This is a genomic window from Pedobacter sp. 22163 (assembly GCF_052045595.1).
GTDB lineage: Bacteria > Bacteroidota > Bacteroidia > Sphingobacteriales > Sphingobacteriaceae > Pedobacter.
The window spans coordinates 29,360-56,211 of sequence record NZ_JBQEPM010000001.1; the positions used below are offsets into that span (position 1 = coordinate 29,360).

Consider the following 26,852-nt stretch of genomic DNA (forward strand, 5'->3'; position numbering starts at 1 on the left):
CGTAGTAATATGGCTAATTGGAAGAACAACAATAATAATCCCGAAAAAGACCTTTCGTCAATAGGCGCAATGTTTGAAACCAACAAGATCAAAAAGATGTATGATATTTCGGAATTATATCCAACTAAGATCATCAAACTTTTAGGTATCAATTCAGAAAGGTATTCCGTAAAACTGGCAGATCCTGAAAAGTTTACAGTTTCTGAAATACTACGTTTAGCCTACATACTAAATATTGACCCAAATCTGATCATCAATGTGATACAGGCAGAAACAGAGAAGAAGATAATCAGCAAGATTGGGATGAATAAGGCCAAGCACACGAAATAGAAACTTTTCTTTAAGACTGAAATGGATATTAACTATCTAACCGGCGACGCTACTAATCCCACATCTAGTGGTAACAAGATAATTGTACACGTCTGCAATGATATCGGCGCGTGGGGAAAAGGTTTTGTGATGGCAATCTCAAAACGCTGGAAAGAACCAGAGCGGAGATATCGGGAGTGGTTCAAATCAAAGACTGGTTTCTCCCTTGGCGAGGTCCAGTTCGTGAAAGTTGAAAATGATCTATGGATTGCGAACCTGATTGGCCAGCATAAAATAAACAAAGACGAAATGGGAAATGCACCAATTCGGTATGAGGCAATATCAAAGGGTCTGGAAAAAGTTGCCCAATTTGCAGCTGAAAATGATGCAACGGTGCATATGCCTAGGATTGGATGTGGTCTGGCTGGTGGCACATGGGATAAAATCGAGCCATTGATCAAATCAGCTTTGGCTGAAAAAAATATTGAAGTGAGAGTTTACGACTTTTAGCATGTGGACACCAATTTCATTAACCGAATTAGAAGAATGGATCGCAAGGGGAGAATCAAAACTCGAGGGTGAGCTATTGAACCTTTGGAACCTGATTAAAATTGTGCCCCAGAAATGGCAGGAAAAAGAATATGGAAAGGAGGGCGGAGGATTTTGGGTGGTGGCGATCTTTGGTAATGCAGTAGTTTATTACAACGACATTGAGGAAGGCTTTAACGTCTCAACATACCAGACCTATGGACATATTAGTGAATATTGGTGTGAGCAGAGCGAACTTGATTGCATGGTTAAATTGCTTTACAAGAGGATTAAGGAGGAAAAGCAAAAGACCCCGTAACTAACAATAAAAACCTAATACGTTGAGTTTTTTAAACAATTTTTTTGGAAACAAACCTCCTGTGGTCGACTGGGAGATGGTAAAATATTCGGATCAGATATATCCGAAACATTCTTTTACCCTCTTAAAGCTAACCATGCAAAATGGCAAGCTAGGCACTGGCTGGGTTGATAAATCATATAGAAAGTACGAGTTCAAAGAATTTTGCCCTTATCATATCGGGATAAGCATTGATCTCACTGATAAAGTTGCCGAGAATAATCCCGACTTGGATATGGGCACAATTGAGGATTTCTTTTCAGATGAATTGAAGAAGATATGCATTTGCCACTTTGTTTCCAGGCTCGTATCAGATAAAGGAATGGAAATCCAATGTTATTCGGAAGAGAATGAACCTATCGAGCAATTTTTAAGAAAGGTTAGTTCGGCAGAAAACAGATTGGTATCTTTCACTTACGAAATTAATTACGATCCAAAATGGCAGCGAGTAAATCGGTTGTTAAGTTTATAATGGATTATATTATGTTTCGCCGAATTAAATATCCTTATTTTCACACTAATGCGAAACAAAGTAACATGCCTTTTATTTGTGAATTAATGAAGTTAATTATTCCGACCATAACCGTAAACAGAAAAAAATGAGAATAGAAATTTTGATAATACTTTTTACGTTTAACATTTTAGGACATAAGGACCAGATTAAATTTGAGAATCCAAATTTCGAAAGAATAGTATTAACTAAATATCCAGAAATTGACTTAAACAGTAACGGAAGGATTGAGGCAAATGAAGCTGATCAAATAAAAACGCTTGACCTAATGGGACAAAATCTTGTAAATGTTAATGACGTAAAATATTTCAAGAACTTAGAACGACTATTAATAACAAATAATAAAATTAGTAGATTGAAACTTGATACTTTAAAGTTTTTGACAGACATCTATTGTGCTAAAAATGCTTTAAAAGTATTTGAAATTTCAAATATGCCAGCTCTAAAACAAATTAGTTGTGGCTTAAATCAACTAACTCACGTGAATATAAAAAATTGTCCAAATTTAGAGTCATTGAATATGATGGACAACCAACTTAATAAAATCGACCTAAGTCAATTTTATAGACTTAAGTACTTGGTATTAGACAACAATAAATTGAAGACTCTTGAATTATCGAATAACCCCGAATTAATTCAAATAACAGTGAATGGAAATGGTTTTAAAGTAATTGATATTACAAAAAACCAAAACCTTAAAATGAATATAATTTATGTTGACGAAGGTGTAAACATTGTTGGTACCGAAAGCCAAATGAAGAATTATAAGAAAGTTCCGACAATTATTCAAAGTCAGTAAATTACTTAACCCGCCTTAACTTTATCAGATTATTCAGGAAGAAATCTAGATGTAACTCCTGGCAATTCCCTAAAAGCAAAAACCCTGCTAATCGCGCGATTGCAGGGTTTTACACATTTTGATAGTCTTTGGTGTGATCCCGGGAAATGTATACCTCCTCATCTGTTTAAACTGTAGCGTTAAACTTTGGGTAAGCTATAACCGTTGTGATATTGGGCCAACAGGTATTTATCATTGACCTTCTGGTCTGTAAACTGATGTTTGGCATTGTCCCATGATAATTTTTGTCCGCTTCTGAAGGCAAGATTTCCCATTTGGGCAACGGTAGCTACATGCGCAGCATCTTGTATAGAACAATTCAGTTCTTCTTTTTTTCTGGATCTCACCACACTAAAGAAATTGACCATATGATTGTCCAGCCCATTATCTGAGGATTTAACAAAGGGCTTGCTCACTTTATTGCCGCTTACCTTTTCTTCAATAACTTCCCAGCCTTGCCTGTTGAGGATCAGCGTGCCGTTGTTGCCGATATAGGCAATGCCATGGTTGCGGTTGTAAGAGCCGTTATCGATGCCCATGGCAGAATCCCATACCATGTTGAACGTGTCAAACTCATATAAGGTAGTCAGCGTATCAGGCGTTTCTTCGTACAGATCGGGATAGGCGAAGCGGCCACCCAATGCAGATATGGTTTTTGGTACTGGTGAATTCATACCCAGCAAGCCATAATCCAGTAAATGCACGCCCCAGTCGGTCATTAAGCCACCGGCATAATCCCAGAACCAGCGGAAATTGAAGTGATATCTGCTGGCATTGAATGCTCTTTTATTCGCCGGCCCAAGCCACATGGCATAATCAACGCCTGCAGGGGGTAAGGTATCGGGTACTATGGGAGCAGGTTTCATCCAGCCCTGGTAACACCATACTTTTACCGTTCTGATATTTCCAAGCTGGCCGCTCTTTACAAAATCAACAGCATCTTTAAAATGTTGCTGACTGCGCTGCCATTGGCCTGCCTGCACCACCTTATTGTATTTTTCCTGCGCTTTTACCATGGTACTGCATTCGACAATAGAGTTGCCGACCGGCTTTTCTACATATACATCTTTACCTGCCTGTACTGCATGAATCATCATCAGGGCATGCCAGTGATCGGGTGTGCCGATAATTACGGCGTCGACATCTTTATTATCGAGCAGCGCACGATAATCTTTATATCTTGTTACTTTTGCGGCGTCAACATTCATCGACTTTAATTCGGCCATCCTTTCATCAAGCACATTGGCATCACTGTCGCACAGGGCGATCAGGTTTACACCCGGTACCTTTAGGGCCGCTTTGAGGTCGGACCATCCCATGCCTTTGATTCCGATTACACCAATATTGATTTGGTCGTTTGCGCCAATAGCCTTACTGAAAAGGGCATAGGCCGGATTGTCTAGGGCAGAAAGCAGGGCAGTGGTTCCTACTGCTGTTGCAGCGTAGTTGAGGAAATTTCTACGGTTTAACATTTAATTTAGGTTAGATTTATACTGAAAGTAAATTACAAAATAATTAGTAGAGCATACAGGATATGGATAAAATTAATAAGAATGTTACCCATAACTGTGTCCTTCACGGCGGATTGATCCGATCCTGTTATTCCATAGCGGAATAGGCAAGAATAGATAGTCTGGCAAACTTGATTACCTCAATATTCGGAAAGCCGAAATTTTCCGTCACTTTAAAGATCGAAACACCTTAAAGCATACTGAAATAGGTCCTTCAAAAGGCTATCACTGACAGATCTCTTAAGAAAGGTCGTCATTGAGAGGAACGAAGATAACCGAATAATTGAGCTCATGAATGCCTTTAAAAACAGCGGCACAAATAAATAATCTTAATGCGCAAGCTAGTAGCGATAATCAGGGTTTGTTGTTTATGCATTCCATCCAACTAGGCCATAGCACCATATCTTCGTTCTACTTAAATCCGGCCTAACAAATTTTTCGGGCTGCACTGTCCAAGCCAACCTACTGGCTTCAAAAGAAAAATTTTCAGCCGGTGTTTTTTGTTTCTTTTACTATATAACAAAAAAGATTAAGCTACTTGTAGCTTGAGTGCATTAAGTGTTTTTTCGAGTGCTGCAATTCGCGCTTTTTTCTGTTTATTAAGGTGCTCTTCATTGTTTAAAGGATTGAATGATTGTTTCTCGGTAACCATTTTATAATAGATACATGCCAGTTTTCGAGCTGTGGCTACAATAGCATATTTATAACCGCCCTTACTTTTCATCTTTCTGAAAAAATGCCCCATCAGATGGTTGCTGTTCTGGATTCCGCCGGCAGCCATCCGGAAAGCCTGGGATGCTGCATTGGGCTTTTTTCTTTGCAGTTTACTAGAGATAAGTTTCCCTCCGGATATCTTGTTGTTGGGGCAAAGGTTGAGCCACGAGGCGAAATGTGCTGCCGAAGGCCATTTATACAGATCTGTTCCGGTTTCCGAAAGTATTTCCAGGGCGCCTACCTCACTTACTCCGTAGATATCCAGCACATCAATGCCATGGATCCCCTTCAGGTAAGCCCGGGTATCAAAGAAAGGCTGGTTCTTTGTCTTCTTCTGTTTGGATAATCTACCGGTTGGAGTTAGCCTGATCTCTTTTTCAGGTTCAGCTATGCCCTCATTGGTTTTTGCATGCATCCGCTGCAACTGGTATTCAATCTTTTGGTCGCACTGTACCAACTGCTCCTGAAAAAACTTGTACTGTGTATAATACTGTTCCAAAAGGAACAGTTGTTCCTCACGCCAGTTACCCTTAAGTGAACTTATAATAGTGTTACGGTCTGCCTTGATCCTGCAATCAACCAAGGTCAGGAAGTTTTCTGCATAACGTTCCCCTGAAAGAATGGCCTCTACCATAGCTTTCCCTGTTTTACCCATGAGGTCACTGATAACCGTATGTATCTTCAGGTTCATGAGTTCCAGTGCCTTTTGCATCCTAAGCACAGATGTACTGCTATCGCGGATCAGCTTTCGTCTTTGACGGACCAGGGTACGAAGTACGTCTGTCTGGTCGTCGGGCAGAAAACAGTTCTTCAACAGGCCACAGCTATGCAGCTTTTGTATCCATTGCGCATCGCTCTGGTCATTCTTTTTACCACTGATGTTGCGTGTGTGGCGGGCATTAACCAAATATACCTCAAAACCTTTTTCAATCAATAATACACCAAGATTTTTCCAGTAAATCCCGGTACTTTCCATTGCAACAGTTGTAACCCCGCACTCGGTAAGCCATTCTACAATAGCCAGAAGATCATCGGTAAATGTACCGAAGTCTCTTACATTGGAGCCTTTGCAGCATTCCTCAGGTACGGCTACCACATGTAGTGTATCACCGATATCGATACCTGCCGCATTTGCATTAACTAAAGGTAGCTGAACGAAATCTTTAATCTTTTGCTTTTTTTCTGTGTTTTTTTGACCTTTGCCCATAAAATTCATTTTTAATAAACATCCTGCAAAACCGGCAGGCTTGAAGATTAGTTTACTATACGAACTGCGATGTTCAATCGACAACTTCAACTGCTGGCTTGGTCAGATTTGACAATGACTTGGGGGTCAATAAGAAAGACGACCTTGTGCAGGATGTTTTTCCCAAAGTTATTATTCTCGCAAACTGAAGCATAGCTTAAATAATATTTGACACCAAAAAGAAAGAGCCCTTCGGCGGCGGCGAGCCGAGGCAAGACCGCGCCGTAGGATAAGAGAAGACAATTGTACGTCACTAATATTGATTTTTATACAATAAATTACCCCTCAGGATGACAAATCTATGTTTGTGATACAACACGAACTCGGCCCTAAGCCTTTTACAAATCGATCCCAGGCCGGCGCTTGGTGTACCTTTTTTTCAATATTTTATAGTTAAAAGAGGGGACAAGAAATGACGGGGAGATATTGGTGAGAGATCTCTGGATAAGCAATATAGCCCCCAGAGATCTAATCAATTAAATGCCAGACAAGCCTATTGCATTTCTTATCGCTTGCTCTACCGGGCTAAATGATCCTTTACCAGTAACATGAAACCCGCTCCTGAGCAACAGCGGCGGTTGTGCCATAAACTTAGGCACCTTGCCACGATGTCTCTGTGCAGCATGAACCAGAAATGGATGACAAAGGTATACAGTGCCGGCCTCTCCAGTGGCCAACGTTTCCGCTCTTTCTGGTAATTCAGGTAACTTCATGGCCAGTTCCATAAACGAAAGCCCCTGTTCACCTTCCGGTTCCAGCAATCTGGCAACATCAAGATGAGAACCTTTAAGAATCCTTGTCGGCGCATCCTGCTCCCTGACATCCGAAAACAGAAACAACATCAAAAGACCTCGGCCTTTGGAATGTACATTAATACGATAGGCAAAAAAATCATTTGGATCACTGCCCGGAAAACCAGCATCTACGTGCCAGCCAGTATCACCATTATCGGTCTCGGATGGGAAACGAACAGGAAACGCGCCCATGCTCATACAGGGTACCCATTTCCCTTTACCCACTAATTGATCAAATGCGCTATGAAGAATACTGGTATTAGCAGCCTTAACAAAGGGCTCTTGAGCATACATGCCCAGCCAGACTACCGGCCTGGTCCAGGTGGTGCTGTCGCTTGGATCAGCCGGAATATCTTTCCAAAGAATATTTCTTGCTTCGTTAGCCAGGTCAGCAGAAAAAGCATTGTTGATACGAACAAAGCCGTCAGTAATAAATGATTGTATTTGTTGTTGACTTAAGGTATTATGCATAATATTTATATAAAAGTTCAGACAATAAAAGAGTTAATGCCCCATTCGGGACATCCTGTCTTAAAAGACTTGAAAATTTATATTATAACATTACGGTCATTCTCATACAACAAATATATTTATTTTTAATGATTCGAAATTGTCGTTGACAAAATGTTCAACTAAAACCCTATATTTCCAATAAGCAAACCGCTAAAAATAAAAAGGATATCATGAAGAATAAATTGCTCTTCCTGCTTTTGCTCATCCATGCAACGGCCTATGCGCAAACGGATAGTACGGATATAATTGTACAGCAGATCATCAAGGAACAGCGCATCACCGGCCTTACGCTTGCGGTGGTAAAAGATGGTCATACCCTGGTAAACAAGGGCTACGGCCTTGCCAATGTAGAGCATAAGGTGCCCATGAACTCGGAAACGGTCATCCGGTTGGGTTCTGTGAGCAAACAATTCTTTCCCGTCGCTATCCTTAAAATGGCGCAGGAGGGGAAACTCAGTATTGAAGATGCCGTCCATAAATTCTTTCCTGATGCGCCCGAAACATGGCGGCCGATAAAAATCAAACATTTGATGTCGCACAGCTCCGGCCTGCAACGGGAAGGCCCTGCCTATAACAACAACATTATACAGCCAGACCTGGCGATTATTAAATCTGCTTATTCCTTGCCGCTCAATTTTGCGCCCGGTGAAAAATACGAGTATTGCAATCTGGCTTATTATATGCTGGCAGAGATCATCACACAAGTTGGCAAGCAACCCTGGCAGGATTACATACGCGATAACATTTTTGCTCCTGCAGGCATGAAGCACAGCGGCATGACCGACTTCTACCCAATCATTCCGAACCGGGCAAGCGGTTACATGCATAGAGGAGATACCCTGCTGAATGCCGAAGCCATGTACGCGGTAAGACCAAGCGGTGGGTTTCTTTCCACAAGCAGCGATATGATCCGCTGGGACCAGGTATTGCGGGAGAAAAAGATCATCCTTAAAAGCGCGCAATGGGATTTATTGTGGAAACCATTCATCAAAGTCGCAAATAAGGCTGAAAGCAAACTTTTTTATGGCTTCGGATGGTTTGTAGACGACTATAAAGGCCACCCGCTGGTGATGCATGGAGGGGCAAACACAGGGTTCCGGTCACAGTACGACCGCTTCATAAAAAATGGCTTGTCCATCATCGTGCTGACCAATACAGATGAAGCAATTCCTGCGAAGCTCACGCGTGCGCTGGCGGACTACTATTTTAGGATTAAAAAGAATTGAGTATTTGCTGCCCGTTTTCCGGGCAGCTCATAGCGGAGCAGTATCTTCTGCTTTTATTTTTTTAGCGGCTGTGTGCTGCTTATTTTCTATAGGATGAGGCAGGTAGAACCGAAAAGATAAAGCTCAGTTGTGGTGAATAAGCTAACCGGCTAAAACTTTTCGGCATTGAATTAAATTGTTCTGCTTGCATACTTGTTTAAGGTTTGTTCTATTTTTTTATCAACTTATACCTTAAATGTGTTGTCAAATCTGAATGTATAACTTCAGCAATTTGTAGGTCATATCGATCTTTGTCAATGCCATCAAATAGTCTGATACCGCTTCCTAAAAAAACAGGAGCAATGTGAATAAAAAATTCATCAACTAGTCCTGCGTTTAGAAACTGTTGAATAGTGTTTGCACCACCCTGTATTCTGATGTCCTTTTCTTTTGCAGATTGTCGTGCCTTGTCCAAAGCACTTCCTATTCCATCATTTATAAAGTAAAAGGTTGTCGTACCTTCTTGAATCCAAGGTTCCCGGATTTCATTTGTCAATACGTAAACGTCTGCTTTGTATAGGTCATTTGGCCAACTGGCTTCGCCTTCCTCAAACATTCGTTTACCCATAATGAATGCACCCGTTCTTGCGATTGTTTCTCTGATGTATTTCCCTTCAGGACCGTCTTCTTTTCCGCCTTCAAACCCCAGGTATTCCCAAAAAGCCTTTTGATTAAACATCCACGAATGAATTTGTCCTGAAACTCCTCCCATAGGATTTTGAGGACCTCTGTTGTCACCTGCGAAGATACCATCAAGCGATATTCCGCTGTCAAAAAATATTTTACTCATTTTTTCTTATAGTTATACATTAGGTAAACGCTATCGATGTATTAGGTGTTTATTTGCAATTTAAGCTTTCCCATCTGATTTCAACTACAAAGCTATTCAAAGTGTGACTAACATTGAGGGGTGTTTGAGACAAATCCTGGGGTAAGAATGACATTCCCCTATGAATTAGTTCTCGCCTCTAATAAATTATCGTGATAACCCGCTAAAAAAAACCGGTACTGTAAAAATGTTTTACAGTACCGGTTTCGAAAATTAGCTTATTAAAAAAGGCCCCGCTTTGAGTGGGCTCGGCTTAGTCGCCGGCATTTTTTATGATATAACCGACAACCATTGAGGATTTTCTATTTATCCCAGAAAATGCGTGTATCCATATTATCCGGCCCACCATTGTCTGCAACCGCTGCCTGGTAATTCGTTGCATTTGCAGAAAGCTCAAGCGTTGGATAAACAAAGCGGCGAACAAAACCACCGGTTATATTTTGTCCTGCGATGGTATTGGGCGATAAGGCTGGAAAACCGCTCCTCCTGAAGTTAGCAAATGCCTCGGTACCATTGCCCCAGGAAGCCACCCAATATTGCGTATTAATCAGGTTTAGCGCATTTGCCGTTGTATAAGCATTAACAGGATGATTAATAAATGCATTTTGCGTAGCTAAAGGAATAATGGCTGCCGCGTTATAGGTTGTCCATTGGTCCATTGCTGCGCGGATACCATTAGCGTAATAAACATCAGGTGTACTGCCACCCGGTATCCAGCCTCTAAAAGCGGCCTCTGCCAGCAGCAATTGCGTTTGGGCGTGAGTGATAAAAAATTGCGGAGCGGTTAAACTACCGAAAATACTATAATTAACCTGCGAATAATTAAAACCCGAGCCGTTAGCACCTCTAAATCCAGGAGCAGTTGATAAAGTAGCACTGCTATAGCCTACAGGAAGTCCGAACTGGTTTGCAGATATGGTATCTGGTACGCTTGTAGGTGCCGCTAAAGGGTTTGCGTATTTACCGGATATAAACTTCAATCGCGGATCGCCACTGTTTTTGAGTTGATTTACAAAGGGAGCCGCTAAATAATAAGTATTCGCTATCGCAGTAATCGTTTGGCTCACAGGATTAACGTAAGTGGTATTGTATTTCAGATAACAGTTGTCGGCATTTGATGTCATTACACCACCCGCTACTGCAGCCTGCACAATAGCCTGCGCTTTTCCCGGATCTAGTTTACTATACCTCATGCCCAATCGAAGTAATAAGGAATAACCCAATCTTTTCCATTGGGCGATATTGCCACCGTAAAACACATCAGCCTTTACGATATCCTTTGCCGGATCTAAGGCTGCCGTTGCCTCAGTAACTTCTTTAATCAGGTCGGTGTAAATCGCTGCCTGATTATCGTATTTAGGGGTAAGCACATTTGATAAATAGGCTTGTCCGGCCTCACTATAGGGTACGTTTCCGTAACTGTCTACCAGCATCATAAATTGGTAGGCTTTCCAGATTCTGGCTTCGTTATATAAATTTGTTCTTGCTGCATTGCCTTTGAGCTGGCTTAAGATCTGGACCAGTAGTTGAACAGGGCCTGAAGAGCTTGTTGCGCCAGTATTTGTTCCCGTATACTCAGCATTCCATTTTGACGAAGTATAGGTCTGATTCAGCTGATTAAAATTAAATGCCGAGGTGATTCCCGAAAACGGATTTACAAATTGCTGTACAATTGTTGGCTCAGTTTCCATCGTCGCTCCATGTGTGCCAAATTGTGCACTCGTAAACAAGAATGCCGCATCGAGTTCTGTTGGATTATTTGGATTAATATTCAATTTATCAAACCCTTTATTGCAACTGGAAATTACTGGAATCCAGATTGCGATGGCTATAATTCTGATTAAACTTTTCATATTGTATATAGAGTTAGAATTTTACATTTAAGTTAAATCCGTAAGTACGTGTTGTTGGCAGTGATGCCTGCTCATAACCGGTTAGGTTATCTCCACTTGAGGCTATTGCTTCGGGATCAATGTTGGGTGTATATTTTTTGATGATCAATACATTACGACATACCGCAGATAACACTAAGCCTTTCACATATTTTTTATTGATAAATTTAGACAGGTCGTATCCCAGAGAAAGGCTTCTTAATTTAACAAAGCTCGAGCTGTAAATAAATGGATCCAGGATATTCGTTGAACGATAATTTGCGTAAAAATCTTCTGCATTTACAGCGGTGGTGTTTGGCAATCCGTCAGTAGCGTTTACGCCTGGAAAAATTACGCCCCCCACACGGCCAGGTAAAGACTCTTTTGATAAACCTTCTCTTAATAAGTTTAAACTTGTGCTCGAAAGCACTTTACCACCTGCTTTATAATCAATATGGGCAATAAAAGTGAAGCCTTTGTAATTGAACGTATTTAGCCAACCCCCCGTTGCTTTAGGAAGGCCACTACCAAAATTTACCGGTTTATCACTGGCTACGGGTTTGCCTCCCGATAATACGATATTTCCGGAAGCATCGCGCTTGTAAGTTGAACCTACAATTTGGTTAAGGGGTAAACCGACCACGTGAACAATAGACCCAAAAAACTCAGGACTGCCCACTACAAGTTGCGATTGGTTATTAGCCAACGACAATACTTTTGAAGAGTTGAAAGCAGAATTAAAAGTTGTTTTCCAGGTAAAGTTCTTGTTTTGGATAGGTATCAATTCCAGGTTAAATTCTAACCCTTTATTGTTTAAACCACCTAAGTTAACCAGTGTGGTGCTGTATCCGCTTGCTGCAGAGAGGCTTATTGGAACGGCTTGATTAGTCGTTTTTTTATCGTAAGCAGCAACGTCCAGGTTTACTCTGTTGTTGAACATGCGTAACTCGATACCGATTTCTTTTTCATTTACGCCAAAAGGCTTAATCTGGGTGTTTGGTGAAGCTGTCCCGTTTATACTTCCTAAGGGAAGCCCGTTGAATGAATTTTGAGCAAGCGCAAATGTTAATGCATTGTAGGGGGCAACCCCCTGGGCGCTTCCCGTTTCTGCAATAGCAACTCTGATCTTTCCAAAATTTAACCATTTTGTTTTTGGAAGTAATTCCGAAAAAACGAAACTTCCGCTAATTGAAGGATAGAAATAATGATCGATATCTCTGGCCAGTACCGAATACCAGTCTGTACGGCCGGTAAGATTGAGGTACAATAAATTTTTGTAGGACAATTCTGCAGTACCATACAATGAATTTACGGTTTGTTTAGTCTGGTTGTAACTCGAATTTGCCGTAACACCGTTTCCAATCGTATATAAACCTCTGATGTAAAAGTTGGTTACCGCTTCACTGAATGTAGAAGTAATTAAGGGAAAGTTATTACCACCTACCGTTGCATTAAATGAAAAATCTTTCCACTTATGCCCACCGCCCAGCAGGAAGTCAAAATTATTTTGGCGTGTATTTGCTGTATTTATCCCAAAGCTACCGTTATACAGTCCTGCTGGTGCTGCAGATACTGCCAATGTACCCGTCGGTGTGTTCGATTCATAGGTAGATTGCAAAAGGTCCATATTTGCCCTTCCCTGAAAATATAGCCAATCGAAAAACTGATAACGTACCACGGCAGTACCTAACAAATGATCTTTTGTTTGTCTTTGAAACTGGTGCGCCAATATCCAGTAGGGGTTGGTAACGGTAGCAAACCTCGAAGTAGGTGTTTCATTTCCGTTGGCATCTGTTGCGGCTGCCTCAAGTACATCAAAAGAAATGGAGTTAGCCAACCTGTAAATTGATGTAGGAATTGCATTTCCCTGTACGCCTATAAGTGGCGGATTGTTATTAAATTGATGATCATAGTTAACGTAAAATTGTGCAGATAATTTATCGGTAAGTTTATAATTAATGCCAACGTTAAAAATCTTTTTATGATAATCGTTGTTTGGTATGATGCCCTGAGCGTCTTGATTGGAAAGCGACACCCGAAAACTTCCTTTATCATTACCGCCAGAAAGTGCAACGGTATTGCTCCAAGATGGTGCAAGTCTAAAGAACGTACTTATCCGGTCTCTAACAGGCGCATAAGGACGTTGAACACCGTCGAATTGAAACGTGGGTACATTATCAAATGGCACACCAAAACTCCAGGCACCAGAACTCTGCGCAGTTCCTTGTGATGAGGGACGGATATTATTTTCACCTTGCCCGTACTCATATTGAAAATCTGTATAATCCAACGCTTGGTTTACAGTAAAATTAGAGTTGAACTCAATACCTAATCCACTATTTTTGGATCCCGACTTTGTCGTAATAATAATTGCTCCGTTAACGGCACGCGAACCATATAAGGCTGCAGCGGTAGATCCTTTTAGCACAGTCATCGATTCGATGTCGTCCTGATTGATCCCTTGCAGGTTATCTCCCTGGTCGACATTTTGTGTATAACCATTACTACTGCTTGCGCCCTGCGACATTGGCAAGCCATTGATTACGATCAACGGCGAATTGTCTGCGGTGAAAGAAGATTGTCCACGCAAACGGATCTTTGTACTCCCGCCTGGCCCTGCGGCAGGTGGAGAAACGTCCAATCCGGAGATTTGGCCCTCAAGCGCATTGGCAAGGTTGGTTGTGCGGTTGGTTTGTAATGCCTCTACGTCGGCCTTTTGAGCCGAGTACCCGAGGCTTTTGGCCTCCCTTTTTATACCGAGGGCAGTTACGATAACCTCATTCAAAGCATTGGTAACCGTAAGCATAGTAACATTAACAACGGTTTTTGTATTTACGGTTATCTCTACGGGCTTATAGCCAATAGATGTGAACACCAACACCGCATTGGTATTGGCAACATTTATCGTATAACTGCCGGATGAATTGGTTATAGTCGCATTCCGCGTTCCCTTTTCAGCAACGCTAACGCCGGGTAAACCAACACCCTGTTCATCGGTAACTTTACCTGTAATTCCTATCGGCGCTAATTTTAACTTTTTGGTTGTTAAAGATTTGCTAAAAATTACGGTTGTTAGTCCACCAGCTGATGCGCTTGCAGACTCGAAAAGCATGAATACCGTTAACACAGTACAAATAAATACTGGTGGAAGTAATTTTTTTTTCATAATTGTTGTTTGGTTAGAATTGTTTTTTTGTAATAAACCGCAGAAGGGGCGGTGCTGTCAGTTCGGAAGATACGTGGCGTTTAGCGCTTAAGTATGGTGGTTGAATGTGAAGTAAATCTATCTCATAATGATTATATTGGTTTGCTGGTTAATCAATCACTGTTCTATTTAGCTAAGGCAAATACGCTTAGGCTAAATAGTTTATTTGAAGAAAGCAGCTGCGAAGAATAGCAGCATCACTTTCCTTTTATATTTGGTTTCGAAACAGTTATGTTACACAAGCAAATAAAGACAACTTTAATGAAAAGCAATTTCAGTATTACAGCAAAAAATTGTAACATATTAACATAGCTATTTCTTTGTGGTATGAGCCGTTGTATGATAAAACATATAAAATATGTCTGTCTATCAATTGTTTACAGAATTTACTCGACATAAAACCAATCTGATCCGCAAATCATAAAACCTGGCGTTGTTAATATAATTAGCATTAATAAAGTAATAGATATGCATTATATCGTACATAATTTATAATTTCATGCTATAGTTAACCAATTATAAACATGAAGGCTACTTTAAAAAAGGCTACTCCGAACCCGGAGCATTCCTTTAATATCCATAAGGATATAGGGCATGCGATATTAAGTGCATGGCACTATCATCCCGAGTGCGAATTATTGGTAGTTAAAAGAACCTACGGTACCTGTCTGATAGGCGATCATGTTGGTCCTTTTAAAAATGGTGATGTATTTTTATTTGGATCAAACCTGCCCCATACTTTCCGGTGTGAACAAAAATATCTGGAAAGCGATACCGAAAAAGTTGGAGAAACCATTGTGATTCTTTTTCAGAACAACATCTGGGGTGATGCATTTTTAAATCTTCCTGAAATTAGTCCGATTGTTAAACTGCTGAACACAAGTAAGCTTGGTTTGCGTTTAAAAGGAGCAACCAGACGAAAGGTTGGCAAAATAGCGGAGGAAATGCTCAACGAATCGCCTGCCCGTAAATTGATCAATTTATTGTCTGCTTTAGAAATAATAGCTGCTTCGAAAGAATATGAAATTATATCATCCAACGGCTTTAACCCGGAAGTGAATAGCATCGATCAAAGCCGCATTAACACCATATTCGAATACACGTTTAATAATTACCACAAAAAAGTAGGGCTGGAAGATGTGGCTGCATTAATTAACATGGGAAAGCACTCTTTTTGCAGGTACTTTAAATCCAAAACAAAGAAAACATATATCCAGTTTTTAATGGAAGTGAGAATTGGAAATGCATGCAGATTGTTATTAGAAGAAGAATTTAATATGACTGAGGTAGGCTATGCCTGTGGCTACAACAATATTTCTCACTTCTATCATCAATTTAAAACGCTTACGAAAAAGAATCCAATGGACTACAGATACAATTATCTTAAAACTGAAGAGAAAAAATTTGCTTAGTAACTTCAGTTCGATTATTAATATTCGTTTAAAATCTACTACAGATATTTTTCGTTTATAGCCGTCATCCTGAGGGTTATTTATTGTATAAAACAATATGAATGACGCATCTCCTTTTTTTGCCCAGCGGCTCATTCATGCCTCGGCTCACCGCCGCCGATGGGCTCTTCCTTTTTGGTGTCAAAAAGGAACAAAAAACACCGGCTGAAAATTTTTCTTTAAAGGTCAGTGGTGTGGCTGGGTCAGCGGAATCCGAAAAATTTGTTAGGCCGGATTTAAGTAGAACGGAGATACCATGCTATGGCCTAGCTGGGTGGAAATACGAAAGTGGTTAAAATGCTGATTAATAATTATTTGTAAAATAACATTAATGGTAGAAGTTAGAATTTTTCAAATAGATCGGAGTGTTGATGACAGGTTCGTAAATTATTAAGCCTTATGCTTTTGTTGAGTATAACACAAGACGCTTATTATTAATAATTTACAAAACATTTTATTGATAACTGAAATGGAGGATTTTTGTTTACATGTTGGGTGGTATCGTCATCTCGACCGTAGTGGAGAGATCTTTTAACATAGTTCAAAGATCTCTCCATTTCGCTGCGCTACAGTCGAGATGACGACTATTCTATTGGAGTCTGTCAATGGTAGAGGTTAATTAATTGTTAAAATTAACATGAATGGACAGAAGAATTTTTAACGAGCTGTAGACTGTGAGGAATCGTCATTGCGAGAAGGCTTTTTCAGCCGACGAAGCAATCTTACAACGATCGCTACTAGCGTGCGCATTAAGATTGCTTCGTTCCTCGCAATGACGATTTTTCTATTTGGATTCTGTCATTGATAGGGTTAATTAATTGTTAAAATCAATATGAGTGATGTATAATTGTCTTTTCTTGTCCTCGGTATGAGGTTGAAGACAGATATACAAGGGGCGTCATCTCGACCGTAGTGTTCCAAAGGAATTTTCTTTGGAGGAGAGATCTTTTAACATAGTTCAAAGATTTCTCCATTCCACTGTGTTCCAGTCGAAATGACGGCGATTTTTTAAATCTGTTATTAGCCTGCTACCAAAAGATATCTTAGTTAATAATGATCAAATCCAGATCAAATTAGGCAACGTAAACCCGTAATTTCAGTATTGAAGCATTTTATTGTATTATATTAACATTATGCTATAAATGTGCTTTAAAAGGACTTATTTGGCTTTAGATTTTACCGCCTGGATACTTAAATAAAGTTCAAACTTAATTTTCGATCCAAAAACCTAAACCAAATAATTATGAGAATTTATAACACCTCTAGCGGGATTATTATACACCACAATAACCAATATTTTTTAACAGAAGAGAAAAGCTGGGATAGGTTTGTCAACAGGAGCAACCTCTTTAAATTGATAAGTAGTGAATTGCAACAGCTCCAACCCAACGAAGATCTACAAGCGCTTATCGATTCAGCTGTTTTAACGCCAATAGGCAGCCAGGAAGTATGGGCATCTGGCGTAACTTATTTTCGTAGCAGGGAAGCCAGAATAGAGGAATCAAAAGAAGCAAAAGGTGGAGATTTTTATGCCAGGGTATATGACGCAGACCGGCCAGAACTTTTTTTTAAGTCACCACCTTACCGTACAGTGGGTTCCGGAGGAAACATACGGATCAGGGCAGATTCTAAATGGAACGTACCTGAACCGGAATTGACCTTATTTATTTGCTCAGCAGGCACTATAGAAGGTTATACAATAGGTAATGATGTATCTTCGAGGGACATTGAGGGCGAAAATCCGCTTTATCTCCCGCAGGCAAAATCATACGATGGGGCTACCGCTTTAGGTCCTTGCCTTTTAGTAACAGACGGCCCGATAGATCCTGATACCAATATCAGCATCGAAATAACCAGAGATTCTGACGTCCTTTTTAAGGAGAAGATATCCATTAATCAAATGAAACGTAAGCACAAGGATCTGGTGGCCTACTTGTTTCGCGAATTGGATTTCCCTCATGGAACCTATTTAATGACAGGTACAGGAATAATCCCGACTGATGATTTTACTTTACACAGCGGAGATATTGTAAAAATAACCATTTCAGAAATTGGTTCACTTATCAATATCGTAGCATGATAAATATTGGCGAACAAATTATAGGTTTCGAAACCTCTGCCGAAGCAAGTGAAACGATTAGTTCAATAAGCAGGTTAACCGGCGAAAAAATAGCGAGCTTTTCTGTAGCTACAGTAGCCGAAGTTGACAGGGCAGTTGAAAAGGCAACAGCTGCATTTCAGGTTTACCGCAAAATATCCGGTGTAAAAAAAGCCGCATTTTTAGAAGCCATTGCCGATGAGATTATTGGCCTTGGAGAGGAGTTGATAACGATTTGCTGCGCCGAATCCGGACTACCACAAGGCCGTATAGAAGGTGAAAGAGGGCGGACTGTGGGCCAGTTAAGGTTATTTGCCGATTTACTAAAAGAAGGATCCTGGCTGGATGCCCGGATTGAGACAGCGAACCCAGACCGCATACCGCTCCCTAAACCGGATATCCGCTCCATGCAGATACCACTGGGACCTGTAGTCGTTTTTGGAGCGAGTAATTTTCCCCTTGCATTTTCTGTAGCTGGGGGCGACACCGCATCTGCACTGGCAGCGGGTTGCTGTACAATAGTAAAGGCACATCCTGCACACCTTGTAACCAGTTCGTTAATAGGTAAGGCCATCAATAATGCCGCTATTTCAACTGAAATGCCTGACGGTGTTTTTTCGCTTCTTTTTGGAGATGGTCCTGTTTTAGGCGCTCAGTTAGTTAAGCACCCAGACATAAAGGCTGTGGCATTTACAGGTTCATTTGGTGCAGGTAAGGCCATATACGATATGGCTGTGCGCCGGGAAACACCTATTCCGGTTTATGCTGAAATGGGTAGCACTAACCCGGTGTTTATTCTTCCACAGGCTTTATTAGAAAGATCACAGTCCTTAGCTAATGCGTTTTCCAGCTCAGTAACACTAAGTGTAGGCCAGTTCTGCACCAATCCGGGCATGCTTATTTATGAAAGTACTGATGCCGCACCTGGTTTTATCCGGAAGCTTGAAGAAGAATTTGGACAAACTTTGGGAGGCGTAATGCTTACCGGCGATATCCATAAATCATACACGGCCGGCGTTGAAAAACGCAGCGAAATGTCTGGAGTCAAAACACTTGCAAAAGGCAATTACACGGCAGATTTAAATATTGCATCCCCGGTTTTATTCAAAATAACAAGTGATTTATTAAAAATCCATCCTGACTTGGCTGAAGAACTTTTTGGGCCAACCAGCGTGGTTGTAGAAGCAAACACTAAAAAGGATATCATTGAAATCGCAAAGAATCTTAGCGGGCATTTAACCGCGACAGTACACGGAACCGATAGTGACTTGGTTGAGTATAAAGATTTACTCGATATTTTAGAGCAAAAAGTGGGCAGGTTACTTATTAATGGGTTCCCTACGGGTGTTGAAGTTTGTAGCGCCATGTTTCATGGAGGGCCATTCCCAGCTACAACAGACCAAAAAAGCACATCTGTAGGCACAGCTGCAATTGACAGGTTTACGCGGCCGGTATGTTACCAGAATATGCCTGATCAACTACTGCCAAATGAATTAAAAAATGCAAACCCGTTAAAAATCTGGCGACTGGTAAACGGCAATCTAAATAAGGATTAATAATTAACATAGCATATTCTAGATATGAAATCATATAGAAGTTCGACCTGGTTTGGAAAAAAAGATAAAATGGGCCTTATCTATCGCAGCTGGATGAAAAACCAGGGCATGCCCGAAGACATGTTTGACGGCAGGCCGGTGATAGGCATTTGTAATACATGGTCTGAACTTACACCCTGCAATGCCCACTTGCGTGATATTGCCGAAAGTGTTCGTCGCGGGGTATTGGAGGCTGGCGGCTTTCCACTGGAATTCCCCATCATGTCGTTGGGAGAAACGCTCATGAAACCCACCGCCATGTTGTTCCGTAATCTCGCCAGTATGGATGCAGAGGAATCAATAAGAGGCAACCCTATTGATGGTGTAGTACTCCTTACGGGCTGCGATAAAACGACGCCTTCTACGCTAATGGGGGCGGCAAGTGTAGATCTGCCAACCATTGTGGTTCCTGGCGGCCCCATGTTAAACGGAAAATATCACGGACACGACATCGGCTCAGGAACAAGTGTATGGAAGCTGACGGAGGAATTAAAGAAAGGTGAAATTACTTATGATGAATATGCAGAAGTAGAAAGTTGCATGTCCCGTAGTCCGGGCCACTGTATGACAATGGGAACGGCTTCTACTATGGCTTGCATGGTAGAAGCGTTGGGCATGAGCCTTTCCGGTGGTGCGGCTATACCTGCCGTAGATTCCCGGCGGAAAAGGCTTGCTCAGCTATCGGGAAGGAGAATAGTTGAAATGGTTAAAGAAGACCTGAAAATTTCTAAAATACTAACTCGCGATGCTTTTGAAAATGCAATTAAGGTAAATGCCGCAGTAGGAGGTTCCTCAAACTTTATTATTCACCTTACCGCCATTGCAGGGCGTATGGGGGTAGCGCTAAACTTAGACGATTTTGATGATATTGGCAGTAAAATGCCGCTTCTTGTAAATCTTATGCCTTCAGGGAAATTTTTGATGGAGGATTTTTACTATGCCGGTGGTGTACCTGCTGTTTTAAAACAAATGCAATCTGTTTTAAAAATGGATACCCTAACGGTAAGCGGGAAAACGCATGCCGAGAACATTGCTGTTACAGGAATAAATTATAATAAGGAAGTTATTTATGAATTTGAGCAGCCCATCATTCAGGAGGCCGGCATTACGGTACTAAAAGGTAATCTTGCAATTAATGGAGCGGTTATAAAGCCATCTGCAGCTACACCCGGTTTGATGCAGCATAGGGGTAGGGCAGTAGTGTTTGAAAATATTGAGGATTACCATGCGAGAGTAGATGACCCTGATCTGGATATCGATGAAACTTGTGTAATGGTCTTGAAAACGGTTGGTCCGGTCGGCTATCCGGGTATGCCTGAGGTGGGTAACATGACATTACCCAAAAAGCTACTTGACAAGGGCGTAACAGATATGGTAAGGATATCGGATGGCAGGATGAGTGGTACGGCATATGGTACAGTTATACTGCACGTATCGCCAGAGTCTGCTATTGGTGGAAATTTAGCGCTGGTAGAAAACGGAGACATCATTGAGCTGGATGTAGCCAATAAACGTATCCACCTTGAAGTGAGTGATGAAGTGTTAGCCCTGAGGCGAAGCAATTGGGTACCGTCAATTCCTGCTGCAACACGTGGTTATGTAAACTTATATATCACCCACGTTCAGCAGGCAGATAAAGGTGCTGATCTGGACTTTTTAGTAGGCGGTTCAGGTTCTACAGTAACCAGAGACTCTCATTAAAGTAGAAACATGGATGTACTGATTCTTTTTGGCTGTATAGTTATACTTGTATTATTAATTGCCTGGGCGAAGGTTAATACCTTTCTTGCATTTATAATCGTATCTGTAGGGGCAGCTTTATTGTTAGGTATGCCCGTCGCTAGTATTCCGCAAACTATTAATAAAGGATTAGGAGATACATTGGGCTCTCTGGCAATTATCATCGTTTTGGGCGCCATGCTTGGAAAACTCGTCGCTTCCAGTGGTGCAGCTCAAAAAATAGCCACAGTATTAAAAAAGACATTCGGCGCTAAATACATTACCTGGGCCATGTCTTTAACAGGCTTTATAGTGGGCATTCCATTATTTTATAATGTTGGGTTTGTATTGCTGATTCCAATTATTTTTTCGGTAGCGTACAATTATAGGTTGCCTCTGGTGTATGTAGGCTTGCCTATGCTTGCATCGCTGTCTGTAATGCATGGTTTTTTGCCACCGCATCCATCGCCCATGGCTTTGGTTACTCAGTTTAATGCAGATTTGGTTAAGACCTTTATTTATGGTTTAATTGTGGCCATACCTGCTATCATTATTGCAGGGCCTATTTTCGCAAAAGTATTAATAAATATGCAATCTGGCCCAACAATTACCTTGCAGGCCAATGAACTGCCTGATAATGAATTGCCAGGGATAACAAATAGTGTCGTTTCTGCCTTGTTGCCTGTACTTATAATTCTGATTACCACGCTGATAACCAGGATATGTAGTGATAATATAGCTGTCGTAAATCTCGCCAGATTTATCGGTGATCCAACTATTGCCATGATATTAACCATTTGTATTGCAACATTTACACTTGGGATCAGGTCAGGTAAAAAGCTGATTGACATTATGGTGATTTTTGTTGATGCAACAAAAGATATAGCGATGATCCTTTTAATAATCGGTAGCGCAGGTATTTTGAAACAAGTATTTGTAGAAACAGGGGTGAGCAACAGCCTTGCCGCAATTTTGAAAGGATTAACCCTACCACCTTTATTATTGGCCTGGCTAATAACGGCTGTGTTAAGGCTTTGCCTGGGTTCGGCTACCATAGCTGGCCTCACCGCTGCTGGGATTGTTTATCCACTTGTTGGGCCTCATGGTGCCGATCCAAATTTAATGGTGCTTGCAGTTGGATCAGGGAGCCTGTTTTGTTCTCACGTAAATGACTCCTCTTTCTGGCTATTCAAAGAGTATTTAGGATTATCTATAAAACAAACATTTTTATCCTGGTCGCTGATGGAAACGCTGGTTTCAGTTATCGGACTTATTGGAATACTGATCATGAACCAGGTACTGTTTAAATAAATAATATACAGACTGAGCACACAAAGATTAAATATTGACTTTTAGTAAAATCGTACTTTAATGCATGTTATATAGTTTATATTCGAAAACAAATTTTAGTCTTCCATCAAGATAATAACGTAACCGGGCATGAAAAAAATAGTTGGTTTATTTATCACGCTGGCAAGTTTTACAGTGTCAGCACAGCAATCTGATTTTGCAAACGTTTATCCTTTCATCGAAAATATAAAGGTATTTGAAATCAACCAGACAGAAGGTCACACAGTTTGTATCCCCTTAAAATCGGTCAGTGAATCATTAAATCTTCAGAAATGGAAGTCAGAAAATGTGCTTTCGTTGAATGGAAGGTGGAAATTCCATTTTGCCAATACTCCGGAAGGTACACCCAAGAACTTTTTTATATCAAATTATAATGATCAGAAATGGTCTGAAATTACAGTTCCGTCCAACTGGGAAATGCAGGGTTTTGGTGATCCTTTTTTCCGAAACGTTGCACATCCCTTCCGCTCCAATCCGCTTTTTGTCCCTCGTGAATACAACCCGACTGGCTCGTATCGAAAAACATTTACCCTGCCAGCAAATTGGAAAAGCAAACGCATTTTATTACGTATGGAGAAAACCGCTTCGGCATCGTTTGTCTGGATCAACGGACAGGAAGTTGGCTACAACGAAGGTGCGCAAGAGCCTGCTGAATATGATGTTACCAGGTTTTTGAAACCTGGAAAAAATACCATTGCTGTAAACGTAATTAAATATTCAGATGGTGTGTATCTCGAAAGCCAGGACTATTGGCGCCTGGCTGGTATTTTCGATGATGTTTGGCTGTATGCAAAATCGGATGTACATATCTTCGACTGGCATGCCACTACCGATCTGGACAAAAACTATGAGAACGCAAAACTGAATTTGCAGATTACGGTAAATAACCAGGCGAAAACTGATAAACAGCACTACAAGGTTCGGGCCTCGCTGTTTAATTCAGACAATGTGTTGGTTAAGAATTTTACTTCTGATGTAGTTCAGATAACTGCTGGCAATAAGCAAATTATTAATATTTCATCAGATGTAATAAACCCTAAAAAGTGGACTGCTGAAACGCCCAATCTTTACCGGTTAACGCTGGAATTAATCAACAGGGAAGGTAAAACCGAAGAGATAATTGCTGGTCGCATTGGCTTTAAAGAGACTGAAATCCGTCATCAGGTTTTCTATCTGAATGGAAAAGCCATCAAACTTAACGGCATCAATACGCACATGCAACACCCCGATTTGGGGCATACGATGGACGAAGCGACCATCAGGAAAGACTTTGAAATACTGAAGCAATTCAATATAAATTGTATACGCATATCACACTATCCACCTGTAACACGATATTTAGAATTGGCAGACGAATATGGATTTTACATTATCGATGAAACTGGAGATGAAGCACATGCCACTGAATATTTGAGCGACAAAACCGAATGGGAACCCATGTACCGCGAGCGGGTGCGCAAAATGGTTTTGCACGACCGAAATCATCCCTCCATTCTGTTTTGGAGCGCGGGGAACGAAAGTGGCGAAGGGAAAAATATTTGTGCTGTGATTGATGAAGGTCGGAAATACGATACTACCCGATATTGGATGTATGGTGGAAATGCTTTTTCGCATTCTTGCGAAGAGATTATCGGCCCACGTTACCCATCACCTTTTGATCTCAAAAATCAGGTGGGGATGGTTCCTGAAAGTGTTGATCCGCGACCATCGTTTATGGACGAATACCTTTCGGTGGCTGGAAATGCCGGTGGCGGCCTGGACGAATACTGGGATGTGATTTACCAGTATCCACGCATCATGGGCGGAGCAATCTGGGATTTCGTGAGTCCGGGATTGCGCGAGCCAGTTCGCAAATTGACAGATTCTTCACCAAACAAGGTCGCAACTCACATCATGGGACGCGCCAAACTGGTCGCCGGACACAATGGAAAAGGTATTGATCTGAATGGTCACGATCAGTGGGTGGAAGTTTTTCAGGATAAAAAAATTGAAATCTCTGGTAATGAACTAACGGTTTCGTTTTGGATTTTTCCGCGCGATTTAATGAAAATGGGCGGAACAATGCTCACCAAAGGAAACAATCAATTTGGTTTGCAGCAAATTGGTGCCAACTCGCTCGATTTCTATATCTACACTTCGAAAAAAACAGTTGTCCGTGGTGAATTACCCAAAGACTGGATACAAAAATGGCATCATGTGGCAGGTATTTATAACGGGAAATCGATATCACTATTTATCGATAACAAAAAGCTGGCTGAAACTCCTGCCACAGGGAACATTACCAATTTCCCTTTTCCGCTTAATGTGGGCAAGAATGCCGAAACACATGGCCAGCATACCTCCGGTTATTTGTGCGATGCCATTATCGATCAGGTGGGTATTTTCCCCAAAGCGATTGAAACCGATGATTTATTTGCAGCAAACCCAAACTTGAGAAATCGTGCAGCTTTGTGGCTCGATTTTGAGCAGGAGCAAAAAAAAGGCGAGTTTTTCAGCTATGGAATTGGCGCACGTACCTATGGAAGTATTTGGCCCGATCGGGTTCCGGAGCCGGAAATGTGGCAAATGAAAAAGTCTGCTCAACCCATTTCTGTAAAGTGGAGCAATGCCGAAAAAATGGAAATTGAAGTGCAGAACCGAAACTTTTTTACTAATACCAATGGCTTTGAAGCACGTTGGAATCTGGAGGAAAACGGAATATCAATAGCTTCCGGAAAATTGGAGGTGGATGTTGAACCGGAAGCAAAAAAAATCTACGTTCTCCCTATCCAAAAGCCTCAGCTAAAAGCCAGCGCAACCTATTTGGCAACAGTTAGCTTTCATTCGAAAGAAGCGACACAATGGGCGCCAAAGGGTTTTGAACAGTGTTGGAATCAATTGGAAATGCCGTGGATTGTTCCTGCCGATAGAAAATTGGTACAGCGTCCGGTCAATCCTTTAAAAGTGACAGATAATGAGCAACATTTGATTGTATCCGGAGTAAATTTCGATTATGCCTTTAATAAAGCCGATGGACAATTGTACTCCATGAAATACATGGGTAAAGAATTGCTGAAACAGGGAGCGCAACTCAATGTTTGGCGTGCCCCTCTGGCGAACGAACAGGACGACTGGACCTATCCTTCGGTAAATGTATTTCCCAGAACTGAGGGTTACGGAAGGATGGTTGCCACTTCATGGTATTCCATCGGTCTGGATAAAATGAAGTCAGAACTTGAATCATTTCGGGTTGAAAATAAGGCTGGAAACGCAATTGTCAGTATACGCCAAATTGCGCTTTTTGGAAATGCAAGCGGGGCAGGCTTCGAAAATGAGATGATTTATACAATTTCGCCCGACGGTGAAATTAGTTTGCAGCATACAATCAATCCGAATGGAAAAATGCCCAGTTCATTGCCACGCATCGGAACAAAATGGGTATTCGACGATCAAATGCAAAATGTACAATGGTTTGGGCGTGGGCCACAGGAGAATTATCCAGACCGCAAAACCGGCTATCGGATCGGGCATTATCAGTCGACAGTTGATGCGATGTTTGTACCGTATTTGCTACCTCAGGATTGTGGCTTGCGCACCGACAACCATGATGTGCGACTGACAAATGCTGAAGGGATCGGAATTGAGTTTTCGGCAAACAAACCGTTTAATTTCAATTGCTACAATTACAGCACCGAAAATTTGTCGAAGGCAAAATACACCTATCAGCTGATCAAATCGGATGGTGTAACATTTAATTTCGACTATCAAACTACCGGAGTAGGGTGTACGGCAATTGGGGTACTTAATAAATATCAAACCATTCCCCAAACCATACAGTTCACAAGTTCGATCAAACCATTTAAAATCAATAAGTAAGCCACTGAGCCTTTTACAAATCGAACCCATGCCGGCGCTTCTGTTCAAATCTCTTTTAAACAAAAAAACCTCACATTTCTGTGAGGTTTCTTGTGATCCTGCTGGGATTTGCGCCTAGTGCAAAAATCAACGTTTAAATAGTATTTAAGGTTGTTTTGTAATTAGACTCATTGAATTACACACTATTTTTTTAATACGTTTTAGCTGCAATTGCTATACTTAAAAATACGTCTTTTTTTTTGAAAAAGCAAAAGCACTTTTTCTAATTATTTATGCTAGAAGGTCACATAAA

General features: G+C 41.1%; 18 protein-coding genes. 12 read left to right on the plus strand and 6 right to left on the minus strand.

The features are described 5' to 3' along the window. The first annotated feature begins 9 nt into the window (after positions 1-9). The 5 genes from ACTJKN_RS00125 (at position 10) to ACTJKN_RS00145 (ending at position 2,505) form a co-directional block, all read left to right on the plus strand. Entirely contained in the window at positions 10-330 is a 321-nt protein-coding gene (locus ACTJKN_RS00125) for a hypothetical protein (protein ID WP_440821591.1), read from the plus strand. Between the two features lie 21 nt (positions 331-351). Then, positions 352-819: a hypothetical protein gene (locus ACTJKN_RS00130; RefSeq protein ID WP_440821593.1), complete on the plus strand. Its 468-nt coding sequence runs from the start codon at positions 352-354 to the stop codon at positions 817-819. A gap of 1 nt (position 820) precedes the next feature. Then, positions 821-1,156, plus strand: a complete 336-nt coding sequence (locus ACTJKN_RS00135) for a hypothetical protein (protein WP_440821595.1) — start codon at positions 821-823, stop codon at positions 1,154-1,156. A gap of 22 nt (positions 1,157-1,178) precedes the next feature. Further along, on the plus strand, positions 1,179-1,667 hold the full coding sequence (locus ACTJKN_RS00140) for a hypothetical protein (RefSeq protein ID WP_440821597.1): 489 nt from the start codon (positions 1,179-1,181) through the stop codon (positions 1,665-1,667). A 127-nt stretch (positions 1,668-1,794) separates the two neighbouring features. Further along, entirely contained in the window at positions 1,795-2,505 is a 711-nt protein-coding gene (locus tag ACTJKN_RS00145; RefSeq protein WP_440821599.1) for a leucine-rich repeat domain-containing protein, read from the plus strand. Between the two features lie 179 nt (positions 2,506-2,684). On the opposite strand, the gene ACTJKN_RS00150 is transcribed toward ACTJKN_RS00145, so the two are convergent. The 3 genes from ACTJKN_RS00150 to ACTJKN_RS00160 all read right to left on the minus strand — a co-directional run bounded on the left by ACTJKN_RS00150 (position 2,685) and on the right by ACTJKN_RS00160 (position 7,280). Beyond that, positions 2,685-4,016: a Gfo/Idh/MocA family protein gene (locus ACTJKN_RS00150; protein ID WP_440821601.1), complete on the minus strand. Its 1,332-nt coding sequence runs from the start codon at positions 4,014-4,016 to the stop codon at positions 2,685-2,687. Between the two features lie 568 nt (positions 4,017-4,584). After that, the gene (locus ACTJKN_RS00155) at positions 4,585-5,976 is read right to left on the minus strand and encodes an IS110 family transposase (protein ID WP_440821603.1); all 1,392 of its coding nucleotides are present in this window, start codon (positions 5,974-5,976) and stop codon (positions 4,585-4,587) included. 515 nt (positions 5,977-6,491) lie between these two features. After that, positions 6,492-7,280, minus strand: coding sequence for a phytanoyl-CoA dioxygenase family protein (locus tag ACTJKN_RS00160; protein WP_440821605.1), 789 nt, complete (start codon positions 7,278-7,280; stop codon positions 6,492-6,494). Positions 7,281-7,492: 212 nt separating this feature from the next. On the opposite strand from ACTJKN_RS00160, the gene ACTJKN_RS00165 reads away from it, so the two are divergent. Further along, a complete protein-coding gene (locus ACTJKN_RS00165; RefSeq protein ID WP_440821607.1) occupies positions 7,493-8,548 on the plus strand; it encodes a serine hydrolase domain-containing protein in 1,056 nt (351 codons plus the stop codon). A 208-nt stretch (positions 8,549-8,756) separates the two neighbouring features. Here the strand turns inward: ACTJKN_RS00165 and ACTJKN_RS00170 are convergent, their stop codons facing one another. The 3 genes from ACTJKN_RS00170 to ACTJKN_RS00180 all read right to left on the minus strand — a co-directional run bounded on the left by ACTJKN_RS00170 (position 8,757) and on the right by ACTJKN_RS00180 (position 14,453). Beyond that, positions 8,757-9,377 carry a dihydrofolate reductase family protein gene (locus ACTJKN_RS00170; protein ID WP_440821609.1) on the minus strand — a complete coding sequence of 207 codons (621 nt, stop codon included), beginning with the start codon at positions 9,375-9,377 and terminating at the stop codon, positions 8,757-8,759. 341 nt (positions 9,378-9,718) lie between these two features. Further along, positions 9,719-11,269 carry a SusD/RagB family nutrient-binding outer membrane lipoprotein gene (locus ACTJKN_RS00175; RefSeq protein ID WP_440821611.1) on the minus strand — a complete coding sequence of 517 codons (1,551 nt, stop codon included), beginning with the start codon at positions 11,267-11,269 and terminating at the stop codon, positions 9,719-9,721. A gap of 13 nt (positions 11,270-11,282) precedes the next feature. Next, positions 11,283-14,453: a SusC/RagA family TonB-linked outer membrane protein gene (locus tag ACTJKN_RS00180; protein WP_440821613.1), complete on the minus strand. Its 3,171-nt coding sequence runs from the start codon at positions 14,451-14,453 to the stop codon at positions 11,283-11,285. Positions 14,454-15,016: 563 nt separating this feature from the next. On the opposite strand from ACTJKN_RS00180, the gene ACTJKN_RS00185 reads away from it, so the two are divergent. The 6 genes from ACTJKN_RS00185 (at position 15,017) to ACTJKN_RS00210 (ending at position 26,560) form a co-directional block, all read left to right on the plus strand. Then, entirely contained in the window at positions 15,017-15,904 is an 888-nt protein-coding gene (locus ACTJKN_RS00185) for an AraC family transcriptional regulator (protein ID WP_440821615.1), read from the plus strand. Positions 15,905-17,186: 1,282 nt separating this feature from the next. Continuing rightward, a complete protein-coding gene (locus ACTJKN_RS00190) occupies positions 17,187-18,023 on the plus strand; it encodes a fumarylacetoacetate hydrolase family protein (RefSeq protein WP_440821617.1) in 837 nt (278 codons plus the stop codon). After that, positions 18,020-19,597 (plus strand): aldehyde dehydrogenase (NADP(+)), encoded by a 1,578-nt coding sequence (locus ACTJKN_RS00195; protein ID WP_440821619.1) that lies wholly within the window; start codon positions 18,020-18,022, stop codon positions 19,595-19,597. The genes ACTJKN_RS00190 and ACTJKN_RS00195 overlap by 4 nt, the downstream gene beginning before the upstream one ends. Before the next feature lie 24 nt (positions 19,598-19,621). Then, positions 19,622-21,337, plus strand: a complete 1,716-nt coding sequence (locus tag ACTJKN_RS00200) for an IlvD/Edd family dehydratase (protein ID WP_440821621.1) — start codon at positions 19,622-19,624, stop codon at positions 21,335-21,337. Between the two features lie 9 nt (positions 21,338-21,346). After that, positions 21,347-22,666, plus strand: coding sequence for a gluconate:H+ symporter (locus tag ACTJKN_RS00205; RefSeq protein ID WP_440821623.1), 1,320 nt, complete (start codon positions 21,347-21,349; stop codon positions 22,664-22,666). A gap of 129 nt (positions 22,667-22,795) precedes the next feature. Beyond that, positions 22,796-26,560, plus strand: a complete 3,765-nt coding sequence (locus ACTJKN_RS00210; RefSeq protein ID WP_440821625.1) for a glycoside hydrolase family 2 TIM barrel-domain containing protein — start codon at positions 22,796-22,798, stop codon at positions 26,558-26,560. The last annotated feature ends 292 nt before the right edge of the window (positions 26,561-26,852 follow it).

Excerpts from the sequence above, each read along its gene's own strand:
- ACTJKN_RS00190 (WP_440821617.1), top strand. The coding sequence starts at position 17,187 with ATGAGAATTTATAACACCTCTAGCGGGATTATTATACACCACAATAAC.
- ACTJKN_RS00195 (WP_440821619.1), top strand. The coding sequence starts at position 18,020 with ATGATAAATATTGGCGAACAAATTATAGGTTTCGAAACCTCTGCCGAA.
- ACTJKN_RS00135 (WP_440821595.1), top strand. The coding sequence starts at position 821 with ATGTGGACACCAATTTCATTAACCGAATTAGAAGAATGGATCGCAAGG.
- ACTJKN_RS00150 (WP_440821601.1), bottom strand. The coding sequence starts at position 4,016 with ATGTTAAACCGTAGAAATTTCCTCAACTACGCTGCAACAGCAGTAGGA.
- ACTJKN_RS00210 (WP_440821625.1), top strand. The coding sequence starts at position 22,796 with ATGAAAAAAATAGTTGGTTTATTTATCACGCTGGCAAGTTTTACAGTG.
- ACTJKN_RS00145 (WP_440821599.1), top strand. The coding sequence starts at position 1,795 with ATGAGAATAGAAATTTTGATAATACTTTTTACGTTTAACATTTTAGGA.
- ACTJKN_RS00175 (WP_440821611.1), bottom strand. The coding sequence starts at position 11,269 with ATGAAAAGTTTAATCAGAATTATAGCCATCGCAATCTGGATTCCAGTA.
- ACTJKN_RS00185 (WP_440821615.1), top strand. The coding sequence starts at position 15,017 with ATGAAGGCTACTTTAAAAAAGGCTACTCCGAACCCGGAGCATTCCTTT.
- ACTJKN_RS00205 (WP_440821623.1), top strand. The coding sequence starts at position 21,347 with ATGGATGTACTGATTCTTTTTGGCTGTATAGTTATACTTGTATTATTA.
- ACTJKN_RS00125 (WP_440821591.1), top strand. The coding sequence starts at position 10 with ATGGCTAATTGGAAGAACAACAATAATAATCCCGAAAAAGACCTTTCG.
- ACTJKN_RS00160 (WP_440821605.1), bottom strand. The coding sequence starts at position 7,280 with ATGCATAATACCTTAAGTCAACAACAAATACAATCATTTATTACTGAC.
- ACTJKN_RS00155 (WP_440821603.1), bottom strand. The coding sequence starts at position 5,976 with ATGGGCAAAGGTCAAAAAAACACAGAAAAAAAGCAAAAGATTAAAGAT.
- ACTJKN_RS00165 (WP_440821607.1), top strand. The coding sequence starts at position 7,493 with ATGAAGAATAAATTGCTCTTCCTGCTTTTGCTCATCCATGCAACGGCC.
- ACTJKN_RS00200 (WP_440821621.1), top strand. The coding sequence starts at position 19,622 with ATGAAATCATATAGAAGTTCGACCTGGTTTGGAAAAAAAGATAAAATG.
- ACTJKN_RS00130 (WP_440821593.1), top strand. The coding sequence starts at position 352 with ATGGATATTAACTATCTAACCGGCGACGCTACTAATCCCACATCTAGT.
- ACTJKN_RS00170 (WP_440821609.1), bottom strand. The coding sequence starts at position 9,377 with ATGAGTAAAATATTTTTTGACAGCGGAATATCGCTTGATGGTATCTTC.
- ACTJKN_RS00180 (WP_440821613.1), bottom strand. The coding sequence starts at position 14,453 with ATGAAAAAAAAATTACTTCCACCAGTATTTATTTGTACTGTGTTAACG.